The 25,582-nt window shown below is 37.8% G+C and carries 15 protein-coding genes and 1 pseudogene; 13 read left to right on the top strand and 3 right to left on the bottom strand.

The features are described from left to right. Nucleotides 1-28: 28 nt before the first annotated feature. Both greB and aes read right to left on the bottom strand, forming a co-directional pair. Nucleotides 29-522, bottom strand: a pseudogene (gene greB / locus JCM15074_RS22070) (transcription elongation factor GreB). Between the two features lie 160 nt (nucleotides 523-682). Continuing rightward, nucleotides 683-1,651 carry an acetyl esterase gene (aes, locus tag JCM15074_RS12420; RefSeq protein ID WP_025821491.1) on the bottom strand — a complete coding sequence of 323 codons (969 nt, stop codon included), beginning with the start codon at nucleotides 1,649-1,651 and terminating at the stop codon, nucleotides 683-685. 343 nt (nucleotides 1,652-1,994) lie between these two features. Here aes and JCM15074_RS12415 point away from each other — a divergent pair, with 343 nt between their 5' ends. Beyond that, nucleotides 1,995-2,798, top strand: a complete 804-nt coding sequence (locus JCM15074_RS12415) for a molybdate ABC transporter substrate-binding protein (RefSeq protein WP_025821490.1) — start codon at nucleotides 1,995-1,997, stop codon at nucleotides 2,796-2,798. Between the two features lie 181 nt (nucleotides 2,799-2,979). On the opposite strand, the gene JCM15074_RS24940 is transcribed toward JCM15074_RS12415, so the two are convergent. Then, the gene (locus JCM15074_RS24940; RefSeq protein WP_234400222.1) at nucleotides 2,980-3,477 is read right to left on the bottom strand and encodes a TOBE domain-containing protein; all 498 of its coding nucleotides are present in this window, start codon (nucleotides 3,475-3,477) and stop codon (nucleotides 2,980-2,982) included. Between the two features lie 317 nt (nucleotides 3,478-3,794). Between JCM15074_RS24940 and modA the strand changes: the two genes are divergently transcribed. The 12 genes from modA to JCM15074_RS12355 all read left to right on the top strand — a co-directional run bounded on the left by modA (nucleotide 3,795) and on the right by JCM15074_RS12355 (nucleotide 25,572). After that, nucleotides 3,795-4,580 carry a molybdate ABC transporter substrate-binding protein gene (modA, locus tag JCM15074_RS12405; protein ID WP_025821489.1) on the top strand — a complete coding sequence of 262 codons (786 nt, stop codon included), beginning with the start codon at nucleotides 3,795-3,797 and terminating at the stop codon, nucleotides 4,578-4,580. Continuing rightward, the gene (modB, locus tag JCM15074_RS12400) at nucleotides 4,581-5,276 is read left to right on the top strand and encodes a molybdate ABC transporter permease subunit (RefSeq protein WP_148300789.1); all 696 of its coding nucleotides are present in this window, start codon (nucleotides 4,581-4,583) and stop codon (nucleotides 5,274-5,276) included. Next, the gene (modC, locus tag JCM15074_RS12395; protein WP_025821487.1) at nucleotides 5,270-6,364 is read left to right on the top strand and encodes a molybdenum ABC transporter ATP-binding protein ModC; all 1,095 of its coding nucleotides are present in this window, start codon (nucleotides 5,270-5,272) and stop codon (nucleotides 6,362-6,364) included. Before modB ends, modC begins: the two co-directional genes overlap by 7 nt. Before the next feature lie 63 nt (nucleotides 6,365-6,427). Next, entirely contained in the window at nucleotides 6,428-6,934 is a 507-nt protein-coding gene (locus JCM15074_RS12390) for a hypothetical protein (protein WP_025821486.1), read from the top strand. A 292-nt stretch (nucleotides 6,935-7,226) separates the two neighbouring features. Beyond that, on the top strand, nucleotides 7,227-8,246 hold the full coding sequence (locus JCM15074_RS12385) for an HlyD family secretion protein (protein ID WP_025821485.1): 1,020 nt from the start codon (nucleotides 7,227-7,229) through the stop codon (nucleotides 8,244-8,246). A 70-nt stretch (nucleotides 8,247-8,316) separates the two neighbouring features. Beyond that, entirely contained in the window at nucleotides 8,317-9,546 is a 1,230-nt protein-coding gene (locus JCM15074_RS22060; RefSeq protein WP_234400221.1) for a DHA2 family efflux MFS transporter permease subunit, read from the top strand. Between the two features lie 38 nt (nucleotides 9,547-9,584). Continuing rightward, the gene (locus JCM15074_RS24935; protein WP_234400220.1) at nucleotides 9,585-9,782 is read left to right on the top strand and encodes a hypothetical protein; all 198 of its coding nucleotides are present in this window, start codon (nucleotides 9,585-9,587) and stop codon (nucleotides 9,780-9,782) included. A gap of 111 nt (nucleotides 9,783-9,893) precedes the next feature. Further along, nucleotides 9,894-10,619, top strand: coding sequence for an osmolarity response regulator transcription factor OmpR (gene ompR, locus JCM15074_RS12375; protein WP_025821484.1), 726 nt, complete (start codon nucleotides 9,894-9,896; stop codon nucleotides 10,617-10,619). Further along, nucleotides 10,619-11,938: a two-component system sensor histidine kinase EnvZ gene (envZ, locus tag JCM15074_RS12370; RefSeq protein WP_025821483.1), complete on the top strand. Its 1,320-nt coding sequence runs from the start codon at nucleotides 10,619-10,621 to the stop codon at nucleotides 11,936-11,938. The genes ompR and envZ overlap by 1 nt, the downstream gene beginning before the upstream one ends. A 152-nt stretch (nucleotides 11,939-12,090) precedes the next feature. Continuing rightward, nucleotides 12,091-18,138, top strand: coding sequence for a TcdA/TcdB pore-forming domain-containing protein (locus JCM15074_RS12365; protein WP_025821482.1), 6,048 nt, complete (start codon nucleotides 12,091-12,093; stop codon nucleotides 18,136-18,138). Between the two features lie 36 nt (nucleotides 18,139-18,174). Further along, complete coding sequence (locus tag JCM15074_RS12360) at nucleotides 18,175-24,213, top strand: TcdA/TcdB pore-forming domain-containing protein (RefSeq protein ID WP_025821481.1); 6,039 nt, start codon at nucleotides 18,175-18,177, stop codon at nucleotides 24,211-24,213. A 9-nt stretch (nucleotides 24,214-24,222) separates the two neighbouring features. Beyond that, nucleotides 24,223-25,572: a trypsin-like serine protease gene (locus JCM15074_RS12355; RefSeq protein WP_025821480.1), complete on the top strand. Its 1,350-nt coding sequence runs from the start codon at nucleotides 24,223-24,225 to the stop codon at nucleotides 25,570-25,572. Nucleotides 25,573-25,582: the final 10 nt, after the last annotated feature.

The raw sequence follows: 25,582 nt of genomic DNA, 5'->3' as shown, positions 1-25,582 counted from the left end.
CATAAGGCATGTTTCATCTTTGGCACTATCAATTACTGCTATCTTCTTCAAAAGCTTGATATTGAATCTTATTCACATACCACTCTTTTGGTCCTAACGGCGTTTGCACCACAATTTCATCATCAACTTGCTTGCCTATAATGCTCGAGCCATCGGTGAATCAATGGTGATATAGCCTAGCTTGGTATCAAGTTCATCTTTACCGACAATCCGGTAACGCACCACATCACCTTGTTCATTTTCAAGCTCAAACCATGCGCCAAAAAAGACTTTGCCCTCTTGCTCGGGTCCATAATCAACAATTTTAAGCTCTTCTAAACGCTTCACAAGATAACGAACGCGGCGATCAATTTGCCGTAATAGACGTTTATTATAGGTGTAATCGGCATTTTCTGAGCGATCACCTTGCGCCGCAGCTTCTTGTACTTTTAAGGTGATTTCAGGGCGATACTCTTTCCAAAGATATTTTAATTCTTTATCTAAAGCTTCCCACCCTTTACGCGTAATTAAATGGGCTTTCATAGGGTATCTCTGCTAGTGCTAACTCATTAAATATGAGCATATGGTAACTGGATTTAGAGGGAATTCAATCATGTTAAGAATAGAGAGTGGAAGTGGATGAAAATAAAGGTAAAAGCCAAACCTTTAATCATCATCTGAGTTAAGGCTTGGCTAGATTTAATTAATCTAACTGGCTTAAGAAGAACTTAATACCGTCATCCAATGCAGTTACACTGGTAGGCATCATTTTTGAGTAATGCAAAAATGCATGTAAAGTGCCGGGATACATCTTATATTCACAGCAAATTTGATGATCTTTGAGGATGGCATATAAAGTTTCACTGTCATCAATTAACGGATCATATTCGCATGAGGCAACAAAACAAGGCGCCATATTCTTAGTTAAATCATTATTGAATAAGCAGTAGTATGGTGACTCAGCCTGAGTTTCATCAGCCAAATACATATCACGATAATAGATTAAATCGGCAGGCGTTAAGCCATCCCATTCGCCGCCATATAAGCGCATTGAACGTGAATCTTTTAAGCCATACAAACCGTAATATAACAATAGTCCTTTGACAAAACTGACATCATCACCTGCATCACGCTGCCATAAAAATGTCGCTAAACATAGATAGGCACCCGCAGAGTCACCGGCATACCCCATTTGTTGAGGGTTAATGCCATATTCAGCAGCATGTTGGCGATAATAACGAGTAATGGCGACGCATTCTTCAATCGCTTGAGGGAATTTAGCTTCAGGTGACAAGCTGTAATCAATACCGATAACGACACAATTACTTTGAGCTGCAATTAAACGCATCACCCTATCATGAGTATCCAAATTACCCACAATAAAGCCACCACCGTGGATAAAGAAAATACAATTATTGGTGGGATTATTATTGGGGTAATAAACACGAGTTGCGACTTGACCGTCAGCTACAGGGATCTGTTCATTAAGGGTCTTTGCCATTTCTGGCCCACCCTCATTCCAAAACTGTCGTTCTTGCTGATAATTAAGGCGCATTTGTGGATACGTTAAAGGCTCAGCAACGTCACTAATAGGAGCCGCATGCTGATTGATATAATCCATGACTTGTTTCATTTCGTCAGATAACTGACCGAGAACATCAACTTGACTCATAAAATTCTAATCACCAATTGCTAAAAAATAGTCAATATAGGCTTATAACAAGATATAACTGTGAGCTAAAACAACTTGTATATCATGTAATAATAAATTTTATAAACTCTGAGAAGTAACTCGCAACATATTGTTTATAATACAATATTCTAATTTAGCCAAGCACTAACAACAATCAAAATCAATGCATTATTAATACCAACAAATTCTCTTCACTATGTTAATTAAAGCACATTATTAATCTTCTAATATTGGCATTATGCCTGCGCTTCATCACTCGTCATTGCACTAAATTTTTCCCACAATTAAGCCGTAATTGTTCACCATAAATAAGGATCATCAAGTGAAAATTAGTCGCCCACTCTATCTAATAACAGCACTTTCTCTCTGCTCATTCGCCGCGGTTGCACAACCTGTGGAACTCTATGCCGCTGGCAGTTTAAAAGCCGCGCTCAATGATGTGACTCATGCATATGAACAGCAATATAAAGTGACTGTGAGCAATAAATTTGGCCCGAGTGGACTATTACGTAAAGAGATTGAAGCAGATGCCAATGCCACAGTATTTGCATCAGCGAATATGAAACATCCACAAGCACTGCAACAAGCAGATTGGGGCGGCCCTGTTGTATTATTTGCCCGCAATCAATTATGCGCCCTCACTCAGCCAGAAGTGAATGTCAGCAGTGCAACCTTACTTGATGTGATGCTTGATCAAAATACCAAGCTAGGAACATCGACACCCAAAGCCGATCCTAGTGGCGACTATGCTTGGAAGCTATTTGAATTGGCAGAACAATTAATCCCCGGCAGTTACCAGAAATTATCTGACAAAGCATTGCAATTGACAGGTGGCCCAACAAGCCCTAAAGCACCAAAAGGGTTAAATCAATATGGTTGGGTGATGAGTGAGAAGCAAGCCGATGTTTTCTTAACTTATTGTACCAATGCGGTATTAGCTCAAAAACAGGTTCCAGAGCTGAACATTATTCAAATTCCAGCAGCACTTGCTGTTGGCGCTAATTACGGTCTGATTGTAGATAAAGATGCAATGACTCCATCATGGCAACTCGCTATGTATATTCTGTCACCTAAAGGGCAACAGATACTGCAATCTTATGGCTTTGTAACAAATACAACCAAATAACCCACATACAAAAAGGGTCATCTATCTGATGACCCTTCATTATTGATGAATAGGTATTAATCCATGCAAGCCACAATGGTTTGGCTGGCATCAAAACGGGCAAAATAGGTTTGACCAAGGCTAAGTTGCATACCATCAAGGACTTGATTACTCATTAGTGCGTGTACTTGGCTATTAGTGCCTATCTGTAACGCCAATTCAACTTTATCGCTAGATGATTGATATGCTGCAACTGACCTTCGATTTGATTGTAGCCACACTCAACAATAGGAGTAGCACTAATTGTGACTGCTGGGGCTTTAAATAATAGTAATACCGATTTATTCAAGGCTAAACCAAGACGTTGACTACTCGCATGAGTTACAACGGCAGTCACCATTTGACCACTGCCAAGCTGCACTTCAATTTGATCATTTAAATCTTGTCGATGAATGGCGCTAATTGCACCAGTAAGCTGATTGCGAGCACTGGTCTTTAATGAGAAATGCGCCATTAATTCAAGCAAGTTATCCATGCCAACAGCATCATCCAATAACGCATCTAGCGCCATATTCTGTACTTGCTCTGTAATTGAATAAACTTGTAATAAACGCAGCCCAAATGGGGTCAACTTAGCACCACCGCCGCCTTTGCCGCCTTTTTCACTACTGACGACCTTATGGCTGAAAGCGACGTTCATATCATTAACGGCATCCCAAGCCGCTTTGTAGCTTATTTCTGCTAGTTTTGCGCTTGGCTAATTGAACCTGTGACAGCGATTTGCTGCAGTAATGCGATTCGGCGAGGGTTAGCAAATAGCTTATCCTGAGATGACAGTGTTAATGAGGCCTTTAAGTCCATGAGTCGTTATTTTATCCAACAATAATATAACCTCATATTCTACCCATTCCGTTTATAAAAACCACGATGTTCACGGAAAAGCAGTAAATAACTTGCGCAATCGATATGTAGTAATGTATATATCGCTTAACTTTTTCAACTCAGGCAGATCACCCTATGTTTGCATCATCATTTATTCGCCTCTTAAAAACGTCCGCATTAGCCTTGTTAACACTGACTCTTGGTATGAGCCAAAGCTTTGCACAAGATAAGGTCACCGTTTTTGCGGCGGCATCACTCACAAATGCCTTAACAGAAATTGGCCAACAATACGATAAAAGCCACCCCACTCAAGTGCTATTCTCTTTTGCCTCATCATCAACGCTAGCACGTCAAATTGAAGAAGGTGCGCCCGCAGACATTTACCTTTCAGCCAACCAAAAATGGATGGATTATTTGGTAGACCATCAAGCGGTTGATGCTACAACTCGAGTGACCTTACTGAAAAACCAATTAGTCCTAATTGCGCCAAAATCGAGCCCAATCAAGCAAGTTCAGTTGAATAGCAAATGGGATATTAAAGCCGCTGTCGGTGATAGTCGTTTAGCGGTAGGTAATCCTGCGCACGTGCCTGCGGGTCGTTATGCCAAACAGGCATTAGAGAACTTAGGGTTATGGCAACAAGCACAGCCATTACTCGCTAGTGCTAACAATGTTCGCGCAGCCTTAGCGTTAGTTGAGCGCGGTGAAGCACCATTAGGAATTGTTTACGCAACCGATGCACAAATTGCTAAAGATGTGAAAGTCGTGGCAACCTTCCCTGCAAATAGCCATAAGCCAATTGAATATCCACTGGCCATTGTGGCACAACACCCAAATGCAGCGACTCAAGCCTTCTACCAGTATTTGCAAACTCCAGCGGCTAAAGCGGTATTTGCTCAGTATGGCTTTGGAGTGAACTAAATGGTGCTCACTGACTATGAAGTTACCGCATTATTATTAAGTTTAAAGGTGGCCAGTGTTGCAGTAATTGCCAGCCTTCCGTTTGGTATTTTTTGCGCTTGGGTATTAGCCCGCTTAGAGTTTCGTGGTAAATCGATAGTCGATAGCATCATCCACCTACCATTGGTGTTACCGCCAGTGGTAGTGGGTTACTTATTACTTGTTTCTATGGGGAAAAAAGGCCTGATTGGTCACTATCTTTATGCTTGGTTTGGTATCAGTTTTAGCTTTAGTTGGCGCGGCGCAGCGTTAGCAGCGGCTGTCGTCTCATTTCCATTAATGGTACGTGCGATCAGGCAATCAATCGAAGCGGTTGATATTCGTCTTGAGCAGGCTGCACGTACACTTGGCAGCGGGAAATGGCGCGTTTTTTTCACCATTACTTTACCATTAATGTCACCGGGAATTGTCTCCGGTATGATTATCGCGTTTGCTCGCAGCTTAGGCGAATTTGGTTCCACCATCACCTTTGTCTCAAATATTCCGGGGCAAACCCAAACCATCCCACTGGCGATGTTCTCATTTATTGAAACACCGGGCGCAGAATATCAAGCCATGCGTTTATGTGTTATTTCAGTCGTTATCGCCCTTATGTCACTCATGGCATCACAATGGCTCACCAAAAAAGCACAACAGAGAACCGCATCAGTATGCTAGTCGTTAATATCAAAAAACAGTTAGGTGAAACCCTGCTGAATATCAATGCCGAGTTGCCGTTATCTGGTGTTACCGCGGTATTTGGCCGCTCAGGTGCTGGTAAAACCTCATTAGTGAATATTCTAGGCGGATTATCGACGCCTGACAGTGGTGAAATTAAATTAGGTGATAAAGTCCTTTACCAACAAGGCAAAGTGAATCTCCCACCTGAAAAACGCCATATTGGCTATGTATTTCAAGAATCTCGCTTATTTCCGCACTATAAAGTTCGCGGCAATCTTAACTATGGTAATCGCCACCAAGACCCCACCCAATTTGCCAATATCGTCAAATTACTCGGTATCGAACATCTACTTGATCGTTACCCCATTACTCTCTCTGGAGGCGAAAAACAGCGAGTGGCCATTGGTCGCGCCTTACTCACCTCACCTGACTTACTGCTAATGGATGAGCCACTAGCCTCACTTGATCTGCCCCGTAAACGCGAATTAATCGCTTATTTGCAAACGCTTGCTCGCAACCTAAAACTGCCTATCGTCTATGTTAGCCATAGCTTAGATGAGATCTTACAACTCGCTAATCATATGCTGGTTCTCAACCAAGGCGAGTTAATTGCCGCAGGCCCACTGGCACAAGTTTGGAACAGTGAACAGATGCGGCCTTGGATGCCACCACAAGAGTTAAGCGCCTTAATCCACACCCGAGTCGCAAACCAACACCCACAATATGCCATGACTCAGTTAATGCTCGATGACGGTAATCATCTCTGGGTCAATACTCCGCAATGGCAACAACAACCGAATCAAGACGCGATTATGGTGCGAATTCAAGCCAATCATGTGGCGCTTGCCCTCACGCCACCACAACAATCGAGTATTCGTAATTGCTTAAGAGGCATCATTAAACAGCTTTCACCAAGTGCTGATGGCGACCAGATACAGGTAAAAATCGCTTTAGGAAAAGATGAACTATGGGCTAATATCACCCCGTGGGCATGTGATGATTTGGAACTTTGCGCAGGAAAAACCGTCTATGCACAGATAAAAGGTGTCAGCATGTCACAAAATGATATGGCACAATCTAACTGATCATTCGTACGCTGCATGGCTGCGAGTCATCAACATAAGTTTCGTCCAATTAAGGAACTCGCAATGAAAACTAAGATAATTTTACTCGCATTACTATTATCTGGTAGCGCCCATGCTGAAACATGGCAACAAGTACAAGAGCAGGCCCAACAAGCTGGCCAAGCGATTAAGCAAACCGCTCAAGCGGCATGGGAAACAAGTAAAACCAGTGGCCAAGATTTACTAGAAAAAACCAAACAAGCTAGCCAACAAATGATTGATGAATCAAAAGCAAAAATTGACCAAGGGGTTGATGACAGCAAAGATGCGATTGATGAATCAATGGATAAAACTCAAGATGCCATTAATGACTCAATCAGTGACAGTAAAGAGGCCATCAATAAAGGGATAGCTAACACTCAAGATAGTGCCAATGACACTATTTCAGATAGCAAAGATGCAATCAATGACAGTGCAGATTCAGCTAAACAAGACAGTAAAGATGCATGGAAGGATGCCAAGCAGATGGCAAAAGATGGTCTAAAATGGACTGAAGATACTGCTAAAAAAATGCGTGAATCAATAAACTAATCACGAACTCATCCAATTATTGCGATTACTGGCTGAACATTGCTAAGTTCAGCTAGTAAAAATACACCTCAAAATTTCAGTTATAAAAACACACTCCAAAGTTTACTTTTAATCTTTTAATACTTGCATCAATTTGTATCTACAAGTAAATTGGCGACCTCTCAACCGATTTAATCCCAATAATAGCCTCCGTTATTCGATAATAAACGCCTGATTTATGGCAAAACTATTATGGCTTAACTAAGCTATTTTTGTGTCTTTATACCTTGTTAACCGACTTAGGGTAAGTACTATGAGCCAAACTCGTCCCCATTTAGTACGTAATTTGCTAATTTTAACGCTGGTTGCGCTGGCATTAATTATCGCTGGCTACTTTTACGTTAAACATCAGCAACAATATCCAAGTACTGACGATGCTTACGTGCATGCCAACGTACTTTATGTCGCACCACAAGTCAGTGGTAAGGTATTAAAAGTTAACGTTAAAGATTACCAACAAGTCACCGCAGGGGATTTACTGGTTAAAATTGATCCCGCGCCATATCAAGCACAATTAGCCCAAGCTAAGGCAGCTTATCAATTAGCGACACAATCTAACAAAGCGACCGATGATGCCATCCTCGCTGCCAGTTCAAGTGTCACCGCAGCCTCAGCTCAACTTGAAGATATACAAGCTAACTATCGCCGTAATATGGAGCTTGTCGCAAAAGGCGTATTGTCTAAGCAAGAAGGCGACAATATTAAAGCCCAGCTAGCCCAAGCTCAAAGCAGCCTTGAAGCCAGCCGCGCTAAAATGTCACAGCTGATCAATCAACAAGGCGCAAAAGGCACCGAAGCACCGCAAGTCAAGCAAGCCGCGGCAGCATTAACTATCGCCACATTAAATCTTTCTTATACCGATATTATTGCCCCGCACAGTGGTCATTTAGGTAAAGTCAGTATTAGACCCGGCAGTGTAGTTGCCCCAGGCCAAGCAATGATGCCATTAGTTGAAGCACATAGTTTTTGGGTACAAGCCAACTATAAAGAAACTCAAATCAGCTATATCAAACCGGGAATGTCGGCAAAAATCACCTTAGATATGTATCCTGACTACGTATTTAAAGGACAAGTGCAAGCTATCTCACCCGCCAGTGGTTCATCATTTTCATTATTGCCCCCTGAAAATGCGACAGGTAACTGGGTTAAAGTGCCGCAACGCTTCCCTGTAAGCTTACTGTTCATTCCAGATAATAATGCTAATGCGCCAGTATTGCGTGCCGGTGCCAGTGCCAACATTGAAATTGATGCATCACAGGCTAATCACCAATGAGCGATACCACCGCTCAAGTCACACAAGCCCCTATATCTGAGGGCAACCGTACCTTAATCACCATGCCGTCATGTTGTCGGCCATTATGGTGTTACTTGATATGACCATCGCCAATGTGGCACTGCCGCATATGATGGGGGCATTAGGCGTAACATCAGAGCAGGTCACTTGGGTATTAACCTCATACTCAGTTGCCGAAGCCATTTTTATTCCACTTGCAAGTTACCTGTCACTCAAGTTTGGCGTACGTAATCTACTGCTGGTCTCCGTGGCAGGTTTTGTGGTGTCATCGGCATTATGTGGTCAAGCAGATAGCCTTGCTGAAATGGTATTCTTTCGGGTATTACAAGGGGCATTTGGTGCTTCTGTTATCCCGTTATCGCAATCGATCATGGTACAAATTTATCCACCAGAGCAACGTGGTAAAGCCATGGCGTTGTTTAGTGTCGGCGTCTTACTCGGCCCAATCTTAGGCCCAACTGTTGGCGGTATTATTACCGAACATATGGATTGGCGCTGGATCTTCTACGTTAACGTACCTGTTGGCGGTTTATGTCTCTTTTTACTATACCGTTTTGTCAATCTTGACGGTCGCGGTAAACATAAAATGGATTGGCCGTTAGTAATAGGCATGACCATCGGCATTGGTTTACTGCAAATGGTATTAGATAGAGGCAATGAAGAGGGTTGGTTTGAGTCAAATATGATTCTGTTTTCAACCATTATCTCTGGTATTGCAATCATCTATTTTGTCAGACGCTCTTTGATCACTAAAGGCGATATTGCCCCCGTTTGGCTGCTTAAAAACCGTAACTTAGCGGTGTCATGTTTAATGATGGCAGGCTTCTCTATGGGACTCTTTGGTATCACCCAATTGCAGCCTATGTTGCTGGAGCAACTACTAAACTATCCGGTTGAAACCACAGGTTTTGCAATGGCACCACGAGGCCTTACATCAGCCATTGTATTACTGGTGATGGCGCGATTTATGGATAGAATCGATGCCAGAGTATTGATTGCCATCGGTCTTTGTTTAAATGCTATCGGCACTTATTACATGTTGCAGTATTCGATGAATATCGATCTCTATTGGGTCATCTTGCCGAGTATTATCCAAGGCGCGGGCATGGGACTGGTATTTGCACCATTAAGCCAATTAGCCTATGCCACATTACCAGCCAGTGATACCGTTGGCGGCGCGGTTATATTTAACCTCTGCCGAACCATTGGTGCTCATTTGGTATTTCAATCGTTAATACCTACTTTAGTCGCCAACAACAAACACAGTGGCATGCATTAGGTGCAGATTTAGGCCCATCAAATCCTGTACTGCAGCAAATGGCTGCCAGCCAACATACCAGCATCACCAATCCAGACTTTATGGCACAAATAGGCCAATTGCTACATCAGCAATCCACTCTACTTGCTTTTGTACATACATTTGGCTTTATTTTGGTGTCCTATATTGTGCTACTGCCATTGGTTTTACTGTTTAAAGCCAAAATGAAAAACGCCTCAAGCGCAGCGCCCCATTAAGCACTCTTAAAGGGCGATACTCATTCGCCCTTTGTTACAATTAACTTGATGATATTTAGCGGCAATATTAGTAGAGTTAACACTATTATGTTGGGTGTTTTAAGGTAAATTATGAGCCAGCAAACCAGTAAAGTTCTCGTTATTGATGATGATATGCGCCTACGCGCCTTACTTGAACGTTATTTAGTTGAGCAAGGTTTCCAAGTCCGCGCCGTCGGTAATGCAGAGCAGATGGATCGTTTACTTGAACGTGAGAATTTTCATCTCATCGTACTCGACCTTATGTTGCCCGGCGAAGATGGTCTCTCTATCTGCCGCCGTTTACGTGATTCAGGCAACCCAATTCCCATTATTATGCTGACAGCAAAAGGCGATGAAGTTGACCGCATTATCGGCCTAGAATTAGGCGCAGATGATTACCTGCCAAAACCGTTTAATCCACGTGAATTATTAGCGCGAATTAATGCTGTTATGCGACGTCAAACCCAAGAAATACCCGGCGCACCAACGCAAACAGAACAAGTTATCGAATTTGGCGAGTTTAGCCTAAACCTTGCTACTCGTGAAATGCATCAAGGCGATCAATCTATCGCCTTGACCAGTGGTGAATTTGCAGTACTCAAAGTCTTAGTCAGTCACCCACGTGAACCTCTGTCACGGGATAAATTGATGAACCTTGCTCGCGGTCGTGACTATTCAGCATTAGAGCGTTCGATTGATGTTCAGGTATCACGCTTGCGTCGTTTGATTGAGCAAGATGCCACTAACCCACGCTATATTCAAACCGTGTGGGGCCTTGGTTATGTATTTATTCCAGATGGCAGCAGCAATAAATAATGCCAAACTTTTTACGCTGCCGGCTACCTCATAGTGCCTTTGGTCAAACGGTTTTATTAATTGGTTGTTTATTATTAATCAACCAATTAATTTTATACGGTACAGTGGTTAACTATGTGGTTAAGCCTAGCTACCTGCAAATCAACCAATTAATCGCCCGCCAAGTTAAGCTGCTCTTTGCTGATGGGGTGAATATTGACCGCGATAATCCCTCACTCGTCGATGCGCTAAATGCCAAGGTGATTGATGATGGCATGCGCGTATACAATCAAAAGCAAGCTATCGCTGCGGGTATTGAAAAAGCGACATATTATGGTTTTATCTCCGCGCAAATGTCGCAATATTTGGGTGGTAAAACCGAAGTAAGAATCGATCAAAGCAGCGATATTCAGATTTGGGTTAAACCGCCGCAAGCCCCATCAGTTTGGATTAAAGTACCACTGACAGGGTTGAGTGAATCTGATATTTCACCACTGACCATTTTCTTAATCGTTATCGGCATCACCAGTGTATTAGGCGCTTGGTGGTTTGCTCGTCGGCAAAACAAACCGTTAAAACGATTAGAACAGGCTGCTATCCAAGTATCACACGGCAGCTTTCCTAAGCCATTACCGCTATCAGGCTCATCTGAAATTGTAGAAGTAACCAGTGCTTTTAATCAGATGTCACAAAGCATGCAGCAATTGGAGCAAGACCGAGCCTTAATTATGGCGGGGATATCACACGACTTACGCACGCCATTGACTCGAATCAGGCTTGCCAGCGAAATGATGAGTGCCCAAGACGACTATTTACGTGAAGGCATTATTAATGACATTGAAGATATGGATGCCATTATTAATCAATTTATTGCCTATATTCGCCAAGACCAAGAAGGCGGGCGTGAGCTGACCAATATCAACCAACTCATCGATGAAGTCGTGCAAGCTGAAACTCAACGTCACGGCGAATTTGAACTCAATTTAAATGACTGCCCAGCCATTCCGATGAACTCTATTTCAGTCAAACGGGTGCTCACCAATTTAGTTGAAAATGCTCATCGCTATGGCCATGGTCTGATAAAAATTAGCTCATTTGATCATGAGTCCACAGTGAGTTTTACCGTTGAAGATAATGGCCCCGGCATTAACGAGCAAGATATCGAAAAACTATTCCAACCTTTTACCCAAGGTGACAGTGCCCGAGGCAGTTTAGGTTCGGGATTAGGATTAGCGATTGTGAAACGAATTGTTGAACGCCATCAAGGTCAAATCATATTAAAAAACCGCCAACAGGGCGGCTTATCAGTACAAATTTGGTTACCAAAAACGGAAGATTAACTTCTTAAATCCTATATTTTGCTCCTCCCACCTTATTGCTCAGAATATATATTTTATTGCTATTCAGATACCGCCAACACTCCCCTTCATCGTTAATTTATCATTAACAAATGGCGACAAAAAATATTTAGCCTAACTAAAACGAGGGCATAATGAATATTCATAATTTTAATAAAATGAATAAACTATTCTTGATTTCTATTCTATTAAGCGGAATTTTTATTATCTCTAATGCTATTGCGGAAGTAGATCCTGTTGCTGCAAAAAAACTATTCAATTCTGACCCTATTAAATTTTTAGATCAATACCCGATAAATACATTAGAAATATTTCAAGATAAGAATCTATCACATCAGCACAACCTGAATTTTTTTGGATATATCAAACTAGTCGAAATAGATAAAAGTTTTAAACTTAAATTCACAACTGAAAAAGATCGAGCCAGTATACCTGTATATTTTTTATATCAGCAATATACAAGCAACACGGCTCCAAGCTATATCGATATTCCTAAAAAGTCATTAGAAGGCACCTTAGTTATCTCCCCACCATTGTCAGGAAGTTCCATTATCGTCACAGACTATAGTGCAAATACCTATCGGGTCTATCGTGATAGTCGTCCTAATTCTGCAGTGCTATATGACAAAGTTGTACTAACCGCCAACCAATTAAATTACCAAGATCACAATCATGATGTCGCGGGTGCCTATATCATGTTTAATCAAGAACAATGGCAATTATTAATACAGCCATTACAAATCACTGCCAGTATTGATGAACCATTTAAAAATAAATACACATTCCGTAATAACAAAACGCTTACCATGATACAAAATATGGGTGATGTTAATGACCAAATGATACTAGATAACTTTAATAAATCCCGTAGTGTCTATCAGAAGGCTATTATATCTGCAGCAGAAAATCTTGATATCAAGATAAAAAAAATACCAAAAGATATTGACTCCCCATCAAAATATCCCCCAAGAGTTGATGAGAGTATTAATACAAGTCAATGGCACGAATTAAGGGAGTTAATAAGAAGAAGTCTAAGAGATAGAATATCACCATTAATAAAAGAGATGAATATTATTAATCAGAAAATAAGAAAAACTAAAAACACAAAAATAAAATCAGAACTTGAAATAAACCTCAATGACTTAAAACTATCGCTTGATAAATATGACACAAAATATTATGAGTCACTCAAAACCAGTACAAACCTAGATTGGATATGGTTATGGCTACGTAAAAAAAATCATGACGGTAGTCAAGTTATTTTGGAGCCGCACGGCGGCCCCTTTACCGAAATGAATAAACGATTAATTGATAAATTCCACAGCGAATCTGAATTATTAGAAAATTTAAACGGCTCTAAAGCCAAAGCGTTTGAATATGGAAAAAGTCACTATCAGGAAATACTATTACAAATTGATAAAATACCTACGAATGCAAAATTTACAGATTTAATACTCGTATTATTCGATGATACTTTAATCCTAAACTACCAACAAAAAGGGGCTTTAGTCCAAAAAATAAAGCTTGATTATCGACAACACTTGAAAGAGATAAAGTCAAAAGGTCGTGAGCGAATAATTAACGTCTTACAAGATCATGGTGCAAAAACCGTAAAATTAACAAATCAGAAAACCATGTTATTAGAAAAAATGGGACGTTGTTTACCACTTTCAAAAATCATGGCAACTGCTATAGCTCAATATGGTGATACCGGTGTATACAGTTTTATCAATACTGTTAACACTGCTGCCGATAATCCTGACTCAGAATCATCAATTAATGTTCTTAACAGTATAAAATTCCTACACATGAATATTACGGCAATGAAATATAAACAAACCGTAGGGAAAAAAAATATCCCAGATCTTATCAGCATGCTGAGTCAGATGGCACTCAAAGAAAACGATTCAGCTATGTTCTTATTGAACACTCACACCCACTCTATGATGATTGGTAAAGTTAAGCAAAGTAGCCTTGTTAATTATTACTTCTACGATCCTAATTTTGGTGTATTTAAATTTCATACCACAGAAGAGCTCGAAAGCTCACTTCACGAGTATTTTATCACTCTAAAACTGGCAAAAATGTATAACAGTTATGGCTCAGGCACAGACCCGATGTTCCATGCTTTACTGATAAATACGAATAAATTATCAAGATTTCGCTTATCAACAGGTCTCACGATTACAGATCTCATTATGCCTAAACAACGCCCTCATAATAGTTCGATTAATCAACTCCAACTCGCCAGTTCCAGCAGTGAACAGCAACTCGAAAACGATATGAAGCTTCAAAGTAACCTGCAAGCACTTGAAAGTGTTCATTTAGCGAATGAGTTCACAGACTCACTTACTGAAATCTATAACAAAAATAAACTGGACGCTTCTTGGTTACCTGTATTTGACAGTATTCAAAAGCACTCTGATGGCGATTACAGTCTCACATTTATCCGCAATAAAGATCAAAAAATGACTCAGATCGTGTTTGACGATGACAAGATTTGGGAATTTAAGCAGTACTATACTAAACAATTAAAGCAACTTAGAAAAACCCATGATTTCTCTTCAACGCCAAGCGAATTAGAGCCAGATGTCACACAAGTAGAGCATCTTAGCAGTTTGAATGCCGCTTTTAATATTAAAGCCATTATTAATACTTTTAGACAACAAATAAACGAACATCATCAAAACAAAAATCTAAATAGTACCTTAAATAAAGCACTCGCTATTCATACTGATATTAACTTAACTCAGATGATTGATAGTACCGTAGTTGATATCCTTAAAGTTGTTAATTTATATCGTATCGCATTAAAAAGTAGCGTTATTCATACTGCCAGCACCTTAAATAAGATAAGCCATATTGCCCATCAAGGTTTTGCAATGGGGCTAGGATTCACCTCAGCTATATTAGATGGTTATGAATACGCCAATGCTCAGAGTGAACAAGAGAAAGCCATTTTTGGTACTCAACTGGCATTTGATAGCAGCTATTTAGCAATCAACTTAGCAAGCGTAGGAACTGGCCTAATAGGTGCGACTACCGCAAGTGCTGTCCTAGGTGTTGGCGGTGATATCTTTGCAGGTCTTACCGTTGGTTTTATTGGCTTAGCCGAGGCTTTAGGCGAAGTTACAGATAATGCAAAAGCAGTGGGCAGTTATTTCTCAGACATAGATAATGCTTATAAGTCAGGTGGTTATAAGACTATTAATAAAAAAATGAAAGACGGTAGTTCTTTTAAAGTCTATAGCCCACTTGCAGGTGCAGTCATTACTCATCTTGATTTAGTTAAAAATAGGATAACATTTGATAGTCAATATTTATATCCAAGCCATCATGGAAGTACGGGGTCAGGAGCCAGTAATTATTTTTTTTTCGCAGGAGATTTCCCACAAGTCCAACATAATAAATCAGCGTCAATCAATATTAGAGCTGCACTTAACTACCCATCTACCGCTGAGATAAAACCCAATAACCAACTAATTCTACTGCCTGCAACCCCTAAATCTTATATCAATTATGATTATCAAATATTACCAGGTGCAACAAGCCGTCACGATAAAGGCTTTGATATTTTAAGAAAAATAGAGAAGACACAAGATTTCGATTATGACTTTTACATTTTCCCTTCTGAATACATCGCCTACAAAATTACCCAAGAATATCAACCCACAAATATAAAAATTGATTTTGATGATCATGACCAAAATGTCATTATGCGTAAGCTCGATAGCAGATTAAAAAACAAAATAAATTACCAATTTACAGGTAGAGGTGGACGCTATCGTATCGGCCTACAAACTGGTGCTAATGTCCAATTGAGTGAAATTGACCAAAGCCAAACAACTTGGTGGATATTTGATGCCCGCTATTTAAAAAATAATCAGCCAACACTTAACAACAACACATTGATGATTGGTGATATCAATATCAACATAGGAAAATTGACTACGCCTAAAATAATGATCATCAAGCAACACAATGAAATGTTGTTAGTGGATATTCATCGTCGTCAATTTATTCCCATCAATGAAGATTTATCAAAATGGCCATCTTTAACTAAATTAAACCAGCAGCTTGAAGCAGAATTAAAATCAATACATCTTGATAGCCAGTTAATTAAAGTGAAAAACTTTATCCCTCAAGGTCAAACACAATCTGTTGGTAACGCCTATTACCAGAGCAAGAAAAAGCGTTATATTTACACTCCAGTACCAGTCCAAAACACCTTTTTAAATGACGCAAAATTAATTGCTATCAATGGTGACCTTGCCTATTTCTCCAATAAACATCAACTATGGCTGGTAGATGTCAAGCAACCAAAAGTTATCTCTCAATATCATCTATTTATTCCAGATAATACCGTGAGCATACCAGTATACAGTCAGGGATGGATAGAAGGTGATTCTGTATATTTTTCGGTAAAACATACACTTGATGACGGAAACGTCGGAAAGTGGACCTATAAAGTCACACCGAATAAATTGTCCCTCATTGATATTAATGGCGATACTCAGTTCATGGCAGAACTGGTTAAAAATGTGAAAAAAAGTGCAACAATGACTAATCAATTTTTCCATATGCGACATGAGACAGACAACTATATTGATCTTTCCCCAGAAAAGAGGATCTTCGCCTCTCGTGCAGAGGTTGTCTCAACTTCAGCCAGTATTCAAGCTCATAATTATCGTTATTGGATTATAAAAAAATCAAAAATATTATCGACTGTCATAACAGCAAATCTCGATACCGACTTACCGAATGACTTACTGCTGGTCAATCATGATATACAAAGATCTCGATTCTATTTTTATTCTCACAACCAAAAAAATCTCTACCTACAAGAAGGCTATAATAAGCCAGCTAAAAAGATTAAGTTTGAAACACCAGCAGGAACATTAACAAGGGTATTTAATCAACAAGGAAAGTTATTTGCTCTCACATCTGATAATAGTATCTGGCTAATTGACAAATTCCCTTGGTTAGCAGGAGTGAGCCATGACTGGCTAATGACGAATTATGCACAAGTCATTAATCAAATTACCCGTCACTCAAATCAATTCCACAGAAAGCAGGCCCAACTGAAAATCATAGGAGCAAAAGACAGTGCAGGTAATTTAGTTAATTTATGGTTTGATCAAGCTTCAACTCAACTCATAGGAACAATTCAAACCCCAGCCAGACAGTCGATGCAATATGTTGGTCTTAGCGAGGAGAATCAATGGGCATGGCTATTAAATCACACAGATAACACTTTATATAAACAGGCTGTAATTACAAATGATATTGCACTTAATAATAAGTTAGTTCTTGCCTCAGACATCGCTGAACCGATTCGCAGCCCATTATTAGCAGGAAAAATAATACAAGCTAGAATTCTAAGTCAACAATTACAATTACACACTCCAGATGGAATGGTATTCGAAATTAATAAAATAGACCATAATAAACAGCAACCGCGACTTATAGCATTAACACCAGAATGGCAAAAATCGAATGCAGATATTAAATTAGCATTACAACAATTAAAAAAACAATATCAACTAGCCGAACAAGTTAGACTCAATAGTACCTCATGGTACTTACCCCATCAGCAGCGTATTTTTAGTGCAAGAATACATCATAAGAAACCATTAGTTTATATTGGAGAATCTATAGACGGAGGAGACTATTTCTATAGTAAAAATAAAAGAACATTATATTGGCAGAAAAGTAAAGTTATCAATATGGGTCAGTATTCATATATCAATATTGAAGCAGGCCATAGCATAACATTAAGAATTGAGAAAAATGCACCACACTATAAACTACCTAGAATTAAGAATATTAATATCCTATTAGTCAGCGGGGCTGATAACCGTAACCAATTATACATCAACAAAACTAATTTAAAGCATTACGGCAACATATTCATATTGTCTACAGAAAGAAGAAATAAACTTAGAATAAAATTCGACTATCCACAAAAATTATTAATCGGTCGTGACAATAATAACTTTTCGATCTATGACCCATTATCTAAGACAAATATATTAATTTTAGATGCGAACAAAGCCAGTAATAATAAATTTATGTTTTACACTTTTAATGGGTGGTATTACTTATACAGTATATTGTCATTAATAGAAAAAAATAGACTAATCAAAAATCAAATATTCACGATAAATCAACTATTAAAATAATCATTGTAAATCAGACTGAGTATTTAGGTGAAAATGATGAAATATAATCTCGCACTAATTATAGTTATCGCGACTCTAGGACTCTGCATCCCATTAGTCAGTCTGGCGATGCCTAATTCAAAAGATGCAATGGATAATTTAATTAATGATCCCGAGGATTTCTTAGATAAATTTCATCTCAATACCCAGGCGATTTTTAAAGACAAGAACTTACCATACCGTGGTTATGTAAAATTAACCTCTGAGAACCTTAATGGTTTCCAAGCAGAATATTCGCAAACAGCTGCAGATAACACCACACCTACATTTTTTCTTGCCAATACTTGGCCTAACAATCTCTCGCCATCTTATATTGATGTCCCCAAAAAAGCGATTATCGATGGCACTTTGGTGTTAACCCCACCTTTAACTGGAGCTTCTATTGTTGTAACTGATCATAATAGGCACTTTTATCGAGTATATCGAGATAGCCGTACTAATATTGCCGTTGTCTACGATAATGTCGTGTTTGCTGCTGAACAAGCAAACTACCACAGTGAAAAGCCCAATTCAGATATCGCGGGAGCACTTCTTATTTATAAAAACCAGCAGTGGCAACTGATCCTACAGCCTCTTCAGTTAATTAATGATCCTCAGCAACCATTAAAAACATTATTGCTTAAACGCAATAATTTACCTGACACAATGGTACAGCACCTAGGCGATATAAATGACCAATTATTGTTAACACAATTCACCCATATACGAAAACAACTCCAATCTCATATTGTTATGTTAACTAAAGAGATAGGCATTGATATACAAAACATACCGACTGAACATGATTACATCGATGGTACATCAATGAGAGTTGATGAAAGCACCGCATTAAGAGAATGGCATGAATTAAGAGAGCTCATAAAACGTAAAATTAATGATGATTTAGCCCCAATAATCCAGCAACAAGGGGAATTATTTTCTCAAGTAGAAAAAGCAAAAGAACCAGAAAAAACAGAACTATACAACCAAATCGATATTAATGAACATACGCTTGAATACTACGACTCTAGATATACAAAAGCCTTGGGAAGAAGTTATTTACTTGATACCACATGGCTGTGGTTACAAAAGAAAGTCCATGAGGGTATTGATAATGTTCTTGCTCCCTATAATGACCCATCTATAGACCCAAATAGACTTCTCATCACCAAATATCTGCTTGAATCTGAACGGCTAGAAAACCTATCTGGTCAACATAATATGGGTTTCAAATATGGCATGCAGCATTTTAAAAAAATTCCCATTCCGGGAACAGAAAAATCAATGACATTTACTGAACTGATGGCTCTATTTTTTAATAATGACCATATTCTAACTAATGAGCAAAAAGGTGCACTATTTCGTCATACAGAAGAATCCTATCAGTCATTTGTCGTAAATTATGTATTAAATGAGACTCAACGAGTTAAACAGTACATGCAAAATCAAGGAGCAAAACAGATAAAACTAGCACCACAAGATATGATTTTATTAGGAAAAATAGGCAACTGCGTCGGACTATCTCGTTCAATGGCCGTCGCGATTGCTCAACAAGGTGATAATGGAATCAATAAATTCACTGCGACTCTGTTTAAGACTATGGCAAACCCAAAATCGATATCCAGCATTAATGTCTATAACAGTCTAAAACAGTTACACCTGCACCCATTAGCTGATCGAGCTTCAATCAATAAAGGCATAATAGCAATTAAAGATATTGTCTCAATGTTAAAAAGAGCCAGTGTTAATAATGGTAGTATTATGCTCACAATTAATACTCAAAATCATGCGATGTTAGCGGGGAAGACTAATATTAACAATGAAGTTAGTTATTATTTTTATGACCCTAATTTCGGTGTATTTAAATTTACAAGTCACAAAGCGCTAAAAAAAGCACTTAGACAGCACTTTATAAAAAACAAATATGCAGAAAAATATGAATCTTTTGGTACAACAAGCAAACCATTATTTGATATAGATCTTCTTAATCCATCTCAATTAGGAAATATTAATCTTTCTACCGGATTATCAATTGAGACTATGATTGATCCGCAAGATAGTCCCCGCCAACAGCTATCACAAGCTACCGCACATGAATTTGCAGACATTGCTGACAATTTAACCAGAAATGCAGACTTTAAATCCAATATGAATATATTGAGAACAATCAATATAACCAACCGAGCCATCGACTCAATAAAAAATCTTTATAAAGCTAACCAACTAAATATGAATTGGTTCCCAGTATTTGATAGTTTACAAAAAATAAAAAAAAATCATTTCACTCTTCACTTTATACAGAGTGATAGAGATAAGATTAAAATTGTTAAATTTAAAGATAAAAGCCTATGGGAATTCAAAAATCATCTAGATGAAAAATTTGAAAGCATAAAGAAAATATATGACTTCAAAAATAATAAACCATTAATTGATAATCATATTGGTGACATAGAAAGCATTAATGGATTAAGTGCGGCAATAACGATACAAACCGTCATGAACTTTTTTAAAAATCATTATAATAAAAAACAAAATGAAAGTATTAATAGCAAACTTTCAACAGCTATGGAAATCCATTCCTATATTAATTTAACTCAAGTTATTCATGATGATATAAACCAGCTCAATAAAATATTTAAGATATATCGTGCAGTATTTAATGGTGGAATTATTCAAACCACAATGACTCTAAGTAAAATTCCTCATATTATCAACCAAGGCGCGAGTATCATTTATGGCCCAGCAGCAATCGTACTTGATAGTTATGAATTAGCTCATGCTCAAAACGAGCAACAAAAAGCCGTATTTGCAACCCAACTTAGCTTTGATTCTACCTCATTTAGCATTGGGCTTGCAGAGCTAGGAACAGGCCTCATTGGTGCCACGACAGCAAGTGCCATATTAGGCTTTAGTGGCGATATTTTCGCAGGGCTTAGCATTGGTTTTATCGGGTTAGCACAAACATTAGGCGAAGTTGCAGATGATGCCAAAGCGGTAGGTCGCTATTTTGCTATTATCAATAATGCGTACAAATTAGGCGGCTACCAAACTGCCCATAAAAAACTGAAAGATGGCACCAAATATAATTTTTATAGCCCGTTAGATGGTGCTGTCATTACTCATCTTGATTTAACCAATAACCAAATCACTTTTGATAGCCAATATCTCTACCGGAGCCATCATGGCAAAACGGGATCTGGTGATAGCAACTATTTCTTTTGGGCCGGTGACTTCCCACAAATGCAAACTAATAAATCACAAGCCATCAATATTAGAATTGCCCTTAACTATCCAGCTAACTCGAAAATATCACCAAAAGATCAAATGATTGTATTACCGATTACGCCTAAATCTTATATCGGTTATACCTACCAAATCTTGCCAGGGGCAACAACGCTTCAAGCGAGTGGTTTTGATGTATTACGCAAGCTAGAAAAAGCACGCACCTTTGATTATGATTTTTATAGTTTCCCTTCTGAATATATCGTTCGAAAAATCACTCAGGAATATATTGATACTAAAATTACGGTTGATTTACCAACACATAAACAAACCCTGATAATGCGCAAACTAAGTTCAGCATTCCAGAATAAACTACACTATGATCTGGCTGGTAATGGCAGCCTATATCATATTCATTTGCAAACCGGCGCCCAGTTAACATTACGCAACCAAACACAATCGAGTACATGGATATTAGATGCTCGTAGTCTCACACATAAAGCCCACTCACTCACTGGCAAAGTCCTAAAAATTGGCACTGTTACGATTAATATTTCATCATTAGCTCAAGATAAAATCATCATCATTAATCAATATAATGAACTTCTATCTGTTGATCTAAATACAAAAAAATTTATCCCATTAAGTGAAGATGCTTCTCAATGGCAGTCATTGACACAATTAAGTCAACATTTAGACGCCACCATCGATAGTCAACATCTTAATAGCAAATTTATTCAAATAAATAATTTTATCCCACAAGGAAAAACTCAGCCAGTCGGTACCGCTTACTATCAAACGAATAAAAAGCGCTTTGTTTATACCCCATTAGCTGCACAAGGGGCATTTTTAAATCAGGCAAAACTTATCGCCATCAAAGATAACGATGCTTATTTTCATGCCGCCAATGAACTTTGGCGAGTAGATTTAAAACGCCAAAAAGTTGTCAGTCAATATCGTTTATTTGATTGGCTACACACCCAAACTCAACCAATAAAAACGCATGCATGGGTTGAAGGACAAAATTTATTTTTTGCTGTTACTCAACAAATGGATAATGGCCTTAATGCAAAGTGGACTTATAGGGTTAAAAAAAACAAACTGGCACTCATTAGCATCAATGGTGATACGCAACTTATTGCGGCTCTAAATTCAGATGATGCAAGAAATGAAACAGATACTCGAGCATTTTTCAAAATAACAGATCATTACTTAAACGGTAAAACAGATCTGCAACCTCAAAAGTGGGTCAATGCAAGTTTGGCACACATTATTTCCATATCTGCCACCGTTAATGGTAAAAAGCATAGATTTTGGGTATTTTCAAAACAAACAGGAGATACAGGTGTTTTAAAAGCTAATATTAATAAAAAAAATGTTGACGATCTGATATTAGTTCATACAGATGGGAAACAACAAAGTCATTATTTTTATAGTGCTAATAAAAAACAGCTTTATATCCAGCAAGGTACTCACTCACAATCAAAACTAATAAAAATACCTCAAAAAAACAGCAAAATAGAAAAAGTTTTTTTAAACAATAACAAATTATTTGCTATCACTACAGATAACAATATTTGGTTAATAAACCAAAAAGCATGGTTATTTGGTGTCACACCGAACTGGCTTAAAAAAAACCATACTCAAGTATTAAATAAAATAACCACTCTGACTCAAAGTCAATCAAACAAAGTTGCACAACTGAGCATTTTAGGACTAACGAATGACAATAATGATAAAGTAAATTTTTGGTTAGATACTCAAACCATGTTGCTGATTATTACCGGTAAAAACCTTAACAATAAAACGATCAGTCTACTCGGAGTTACATCAGATAAAAAATCAGCATGGTTATTCAACAAACAAGATAATAGCTTATACAAACAATCTATCATTACTGGTGATGTTTCGATTAATGACAAATTGAAGTTAATTTCGCCAATAAATGAAGCCCAGAAAATTACATTATTATCTGGCAATATTGCAAAAGCCAATCTTATTGGTCAACAAATACAATTGATAACAATAAATGGATTAGTATTAACTATTGATAAAGATGTCGATCCTGCGAATATTAATAAGCCACTTCTCATTGCTATTAGACCTCAATGGCAAAAGAAAAATAATAACTTGTCAGAATCGATCAATAAACTCAATGATAAATATAGAATTTCAAAAGAAATCAAACTGATAGGACATAAATATCCCACTTGGTACTTATTTGAAAGTAAACGTATTTTTACTGCGAAAATGCAAAAAAATGAAGAAAAAGTAAAATATATAGGAGAGGCTGTTGATGGTGGTGATTATGTTTACAATCAAACAACTAATAAACTATATAGGTATCACAAAGATTCAGCTAAGATGATTGGTATATTCAAACAGTTATATATAAATAACGGAAAAAATCTAATAATCAAAACAGATAGAAGTCAATCAATGACCTCAATCCCCAAAATAAAATCAATCAACAATCTTTTTTGGAGCAATTCTAAAAGCAAATATAATTTCAAATTAACTAACAATACTCTTAAACACTATAACTACATTGTCATTCAAAGTTATAAATACCGAAACAACTTGGTTTTAAGTGTAAAAAACGAAGATAATCTTATTATGCAAAGCAATTATAACAACTTTATTTTATATGATAAAGATACAAAATCAAAAATCATTATAACTAATAGTAAGCTAACTAGTAATAATAAATTCAAAATAACGGTTAATGATAACTGGGTTATCTTATACAGTTTGCTATATAAGATAAAACATGAGAGTAAAATAAAAGGACAATTATTTTACTTTAAGGATAAAAATAAAAGCACCAACAGATAGGAGTAATCCATGAGGATAATATTTTATATTTTAATTTTGTATTTTTCATTTTTAATACCCTCTGCAAATGCAATTGATAAATCACTCTACCCAGATGCAGCAGTGAGTCTTATTATAACAAGACATAATGCAACAAGTGGTGGCAACTGTTTAGGTGTATTTATAGACTCATGGCATGTAATAACGGCAGCTCATTGCGTTATCGATATTAAAGGTTCCCCTGTCAACCCAAGAGTCATATTAATACAGCAACCTGACAAACCTTTAATACCAACAATTAACAATATGGACACTTCAAATCTTCTAAGAGTAGACTCAGTTAATATTCACCCTGATTTTAAAGGAACATCATATGCCGATATTGCAGTACTAAAATTATCACAATCCGTATCCTTACCAAATAATGATACGGACAAAACTCTTGAACATGGAAATTTAAATAGATATTTAAATAACGTAGATTCATTATTATGGACGGTTTATCGTAGCCAAGTAATTAAAGATTCACTAGGTAATAAAAATATTCAACTTAATTACCATCAAACAAAATTATTCCCTGGTCAAAAAGCGAGACAAAAATTTGTTGATATTAAAAATACTTTAGAAAATTGCGGTATAACAAATATTAATGTAAACCTTTTTGCTGATATAGAACATACTTTGATCGATAACTTTATCTTTGCATTCAATGAGAGTGATAAAGAGATTTATAAACCTTCCGGTTCATCTGGAGGCCCCATTATTTCATATGACCAAAATGATTATAAATATTGGTTTTTAGATGGGATTTTAAGTGGTGGGAAAATATATAAATGCGGTGAAAAATACTACTCATACGAAATATATGTAAGCAACTATGCTTTCGCTAACTGGATTGATAGCATCGTTGGCTACTCACGAAAAAAACGTTCAATAATTACGCCTCCAGACGCCAAAAAACAAAAAGAAATACAAATCGATTTTAGCAAGTCAGGTACTCAGTACTCCATTCCTAAACAACCTAATAATGCAACAGGATTTCTAGCATATAGTGGTGTACTACACTTCCCTTCAAAACTGGTATGGAATAATTCCAATCCAACTAAATTTGTTATCAATCTAAAAGATTCAACAGGAATAGTGTACCCCGTTAATTTAAGTGGCACACTTGGTTATGGGGCTTGTAGATACGGTGCATTAAATTCAACCGCTACTTGTAATTCTCGTGAAGGCAAAGGCCTAATACTTAATTTTGATGATAACGAACACCTACCTAAAAATTTAACCTTAATGGGTTCATTTAAGTTATTACGTAAAGGCTGGCATGACCCCTCATTCAAACAAATTTATCAATTCAATGTCACATACCAATCTAATTAATGATTAGTTG

Source organism: Shewanella marina JCM 15074 (genome assembly GCF_000614975.1).
GTDB lineage: Bacteria > Pseudomonadota > Gammaproteobacteria > Enterobacterales > Shewanellaceae > Shewanella > Shewanella marina.
This window is presented reverse-complemented; position numbering and strand designations above follow the sequence as displayed.